The organism is Thermoactinomyces mirandus (assembly GCF_013868055.1).
GTDB lineage: Bacteria > Bacillota > Bacilli > Thermoactinomycetales > Thermoactinomycetaceae > Thermoactinomyces > Thermoactinomyces mirandus.
In genome coordinates this window covers 1-4,990 of record NZ_JACEOL010000008.1, presented here as the reverse complement: position 1 = coordinate 4,990, position 4,990 = coordinate 1, and the positions used below count along the sequence as shown (strand labels likewise).

General features: G+C 43.9%; 4 protein-coding genes and 1 pseudogene. All 5 read right to left on the bottom strand.

Annotated elements, in window-relative coordinates; all coding sequences use genetic code 11:
- Positions 1-192: 192 nt before the first annotated feature.
- A complete protein-coding gene (hbs, locus tag H2C83_RS02975; RefSeq protein ID WP_181737624.1) occupies positions 193-468 on the bottom strand; it encodes a non-specific DNA-binding protein Hbs in 276 nt (91 codons plus the stop codon).
- A 169-nt stretch (positions 469-637) separates the two neighbouring features.
- Positions 638-2,116, bottom strand: a complete 1,479-nt coding sequence (spoIVA, locus tag H2C83_RS02970) for a stage IV sporulation protein A (protein WP_181737622.1) — start codon at positions 2,114-2,116, stop codon at positions 638-640.
- A 169-nt stretch (positions 2,117-2,285) separates the two neighbouring features.
- On the bottom strand, positions 2,286-2,429 hold the full coding sequence (locus H2C83_RS02965) for a hypothetical protein (protein WP_181737620.1): 144 nt from the start codon (positions 2,427-2,429) through the stop codon (positions 2,286-2,288).
- Between the two features lie 90 nt (positions 2,430-2,519).
- On the bottom strand, positions 2,520-3,230 hold the full coding sequence (locus H2C83_RS02960; RefSeq protein WP_181737618.1) for a YphF family lipoprotein: 711 nt from the start codon (positions 3,228-3,230) through the stop codon (positions 2,520-2,522).
- A gap of 373 nt (positions 3,231-3,603) precedes the next feature.
- Positions 3,604-4,877: pseudogene (locus H2C83_RS02955) on the bottom strand (IS110 family RNA-guided transposase).
- Between the last annotated feature and the right edge of the window lie 113 nt (positions 4,878-4,990).

Genomic DNA, 4,990 nt, shown 5'->3' with positions numbered 1-4,990 from the left:
TGCTCCTCTCGAAGAGAGGAAAAAGCTTTGTGATCTGGCTAATTAATAAATTGAATTTCCTTAATTTGTTTATCTCCCGAAACATACAACCCCAAGCCCTTTTCTTGCGAAAAAAGCTTGGGGTTGTCATCAAACTAACCGCTTTGGAAGAGCTTTTTTTGCAGGTATTATGTAGTCCCAGCATCAATGGAATTATTTATTAACTTCTTCACGCAATTGTTTACCTGCTTTAAAAGAAACACTTTTGCGTGCCGGAATAATCATTTCCTCACCAGTACGGGGATTGCGGCCTTTACGTTCAGGCTTATCCTTTACTTCAAAGTTACCAAAGCCGATCAATTGAACCTTTTCTCCTTTACACAATGCTTCGGCGATCGATTCCAATACAGCTTCCACAGACTTTGAAGCATCTTTCTTGGTCATTTGAGTAGCTTCCGCTACTTTATTGATCAGATCTGTTTTGTTCATAATCACACCTCCATATACAAATCCACTGCTCTTCGAACAAACATCGAAAGAGTGCTGCTAGCGTGGGACAATCCTATACTATTATATAAGATACCGAAGTTCAAGAGAATAATTGCGATTTTCCGCTGCATGAATAAAAAAAGCGCTAAAAACGCGCTTTTCACAGAATTTATAATATAATGGCAATTAATCCCCCTGAACCTTCATTGATAATTCTCTCCAATGTCTCCTGCAACTTATATCGGGCGTTTTCGGGCATCATGGACAGCTTTGCCTGGATGCCTTCCCGTACAATGGAATTTAATGAACGGCCAAAAATATCGGATTCCCAAATCCTTAACGGATCTTTTTCAAAATCTCGCATGAGATAGTTCACCAATTCCTCGCTCTGCTTCTCGGAACCGATAATAGGCGCAAATTCCGACGTCACATTTACCCGAATCATGTGAATCGACGGGGCCGTTGCTTTCAGACACACGCCGAATCGGCTTCCCTGTTTGATCAACTCCGGTTCATCCAATGACATTTCTTCCAAAGAAGGAGCTGCCACACCATAACCGGTGGTGCGCACCATCTTCAAGGCATCGGCTACCCTGTCGTATTCCCGCTTGGCAATGCTAAGCTCCTGCATCAGTTCCAGCAAATGATCGCGCCCCCGGATTTCAACACCGACTACTTCCTGTAAAACCTGATCATACAGATCATCCGGTGCATATAAATCAATTTCTGCCACACCTTGCCCCATATCCATACCTGACAGCGCTGCCTTGTCAATAAAGTCATATTGATAAAATTGTCCGACCACCCGATCCACGTCCCGCAGGCGTTTAATGTCTTTTACGGTTTCACGCACGGAATTTTCGAAGCTTTGCCTGAGCCAGTGATCTTCTTCAAGAACCATCACCCAGCTTGGCAAATTGACATTAACTTCATGGACCGGAAATTCATAAAGCACTTCCTTCATAATTCCCAGAATGTCTTCTTCTCCCATAGTGGCAACACTGACGGCCACAACGGGAATATCGTAAGTTTCGATCAGTTCGGCTTTCAAAGCCTGTGTCTGTTCACTGTATGGTTGCGTGGAGTTTAACACCAGGATAAACGGTTTGCCCACTTCCTGCATTTCCCTGATAACCCGTTCTTCAACTTCCTGGTATGCTTCACGCGGCAAATCCGTTATGGTGCCGTCACTAGTAACGACGATCCCCACCGTCGAGTGTTCCTGGATGACTTTCCGTGTCCCGACCTCTGCCGCTTCCTGAAACGGAATAGGCTCATCAAACCACGGGGTGGTAATCATTCGCGGACCATTTTCGTCCTCGTAACCCTGGGCGCCTTCAATGGCATATCCTACGCAATCAACTAAACGGATATTGACATCGAGGCCCTCACCCACATGAACCTGAATTGCCTGGTTGGGAACAAATTTCGGCTCAATGGTTGTGATCGTTCGCCCTGCGCCGCTATGCGGTAACTCATCGGTAGCTCTGACTCGTTCGGCTTCATCTTCAATGTTTGGAATGACTACCTGCTCCATAAACCGTTTGATAAATGTTGACTTACCGGTGCGCACCGCACCGACCACACCCAGGTAAATATCTCCTCCAGTTCGCTCTGCAATATCTTTCAGGATATCTACTTTTTCCACGAAATTCCCTCCTCTAGAACTCAAACCCATTGTTCTGGACTTGTCGCCGGTGCGAAGGCAACCCCTCCCCTCCCGGAACCTTCCTTGGACACTACTAATATATGAATGCGTCTTGCCAATATGAATCTTTGGGTAAAAAAAATAGAGCTCTCTTTTTTTAAAGAAGCTCTCACTGTGACCGGGATGACAAGCGATCTTTCTGCCTGGAGGAAACGGCTTTGGCACGAAAACCGGATATTTTCACCGACCCGGATAATCGTCCCAGTAAAAAAATCCCGGGAACCACCAGCAAATGGAACAAAAAGGTTTCCAAATCAGATCACCTCCTGGCCGTGAAATCAGGACGCTTGTAATTCATTCTATTCCATAAAGAAAACAGATATACATTTGTTGAAAAATCTCTTTACTCTTCCACAGGCAACAATTGAGGTTCATTTCCTTCCATTTTTATGATTGGAGAAAAGGCTGGCACATATAATGAATCTTTTGCCAGCCACACTCTCAGGTCTGTCTCTGCTCCTGGCCTCCTGTCAGCCTGCTGCCATTTTTTCATTACTTCTGTCCGGTAGTCAATATAAACCTTTCCTTGCCGATCCATAATCAACGGCAACTTTTCATGCGAATAGGGATTGGGGATTTCTACCGGTTCCAGTTCCAGTTTTTCATAATCGATTGTATAAAAGTATTTGTTAATCTGTGCTTTTTGGGGCAAAGCCTGATGATGCTGAATATATTCTTTTACACCGGGCTCAACCTTGCCAACCGCATCATTGACGCGCAGGTCAAACAGCCGAACCGTCGGGTCTTTTTCCACATCGACCAGAACAAACAAAAAGTAGCCGCCTTTATCAAAGGAAGCGGGAGGGGTCTCTCCCAGAAAACCTTTTAATTCCTTAAAATTTACTTTATATTTGGTGGTCAGCTTCCGGTTCTCCTCCGTATAGGTATAAGGTAAAATTTTATTTTGCGTGAAATAGGCATTAACCGCTTCCTGCACCTGTGCCACTTGTTGCGGAAGTATGTCCATTTGCATTCGCTGATCATCCGGATACATGCAGCCAGTTAACAAAAGCAAAAAAGCAGTTGTTGCTGACAGAAAAAATAACCGATTCAACCGCAAATAAATCCCTCCCTCAATAAATTAAGTTTTTCTCACTCAATCTCTCGTTTTCTCCAATTTTGAAAAATAAATCAAGCATTTAGAACGGATACATTTTGAATAGATATATAGAAAAGGAATTAAGGGCTTCACTTAAATAGAGGCAAGCCTCTATTTGTAAAAATATGTGAGCGCTAGTGGATCTCCACAATGACCCAAGGGGTTTACCCTCCCATGTCTCACAGGATCCAAGTCCCTAAATTCCTTCGTTCTACCTGCCTTGGAGTGGAGGCTGAAAAAGCTCCTTTGCAGGGTCTATGCCCAAATGGAATCAATTAGCTCAGCTTCTCCGCGCTTCATCCTTTTGAAGAAAACAAGAAAAGTGAAGTTAAGCTACTTTCTGTAATTGCAAAGCTTCTTGTAGCTTTGCAGGATCATAGGGGATTTGTTTGCGTCCGAGTACAAACAAAATACGAATGAGCTTACAACATAAAGCAATTAATGACCGCTTTCTATGCAATGGGTTGTTTGCACGCTTTGTAAAATAAGCATGAAGAGCTTTAAACTCTGGATTTTTGGCTACAAGTGGCAAAGCGCATCGAAACAGTAATGCTCGTAAGCGTGGGCGACCTCTTTTCGTGATCCGGGTTCTGCCCTTGCGCTTACCTGAGCTATTTTCTTTCAGACTCAACCCTGCCAACTTTTGGATTTGGCGGGAATGTTCATAACGTTGGAGGTCTCCGACCTCCGACAGAAAACCTGCCACAGTGATAAATCCTACACCAGGAATCGTTAGCATTTGTGCTGATCCCGGGATTTGAAGAACGAGCTCTTCGAGTTGTTCCATCAATTCATCTATTTGTGTCTGTAATAACTCATATTGCTGGAGAAGCAGTTGTAATTCTGTTCGGGCCATAGACAGGCCTGTGGTTAAGCCAACAGAGACCTTGGCAGCATCTAATAACCGTGTAGCTCGTTTCACACCTACCGCCCGTTTTACTTCTTGCTTCCACGCCTGGACGATTTTTTCAACATTCATTGTTTGAACATCTGAAGGTAATGGAAAGTGTTGCAGAGAGAAAAGTGCTGCTTTTCCTCCCAATTCTTAAAAACGTCAAGAAACTCTGGGAAGAATCGATCCAACCAATTTTGAATACGCCCTTGAACACTCGCCAAATCTTTTGTTAAACGGTCTCGTAAGTTCATACCAATACGAAGTTCGGCATAGACTCCTTCAGAAATCTGGGGTTCGGAGTACCGTCCACCTTGAACTAACCTGGCAATAACATAGGCGTCTTTTACATCATTTTTGGTTGGTGAATTGTCGTCCAGCTCTTTGCTCCTCTTAACATGCATCGGGTTAACCATGACCAGTTTGACGCCGTGTTTCTTGAGAAACCCGGCTAAACAAAACCAGTAACGGCCTGTTGGTTCGATCCCAAACAGCACCTGCTGTTTGGAGTGCTGTTTCATCAAGGACTTGATCCAAAAAAGCAATTGGTTAAACCCGGATTGGGATTGGCTAAATGCAATGGTCTTGCCTAATTCAATCCCACGAAAGTCCACAGCCCTTGCAAAGTGTTTATGTTTGGCAATGTCTGCACCTACGATTAAAGTTGATTCATTGATTTGCTCAATTTTACGATTTTGTTTATACTCCATATTGGGTACCTCCTCAGCTATTTAAGGGTCGTACGGGACGACACCTCGTATGTTAGCAGGAGGTACTTTTCTTTTTCAAACAGCCCCCTATTTGATTACAGGAATAGCTCCTT

Bases quoted from the DNA above. Each gene is read 5' to 3' on its own strand.
- hbs (WP_181737624.1), bottom strand. From the start codon at position 468: ATGAACAAAACAGATCTGATCAATAAAGTAGCGGAAGCTACTCAAATG.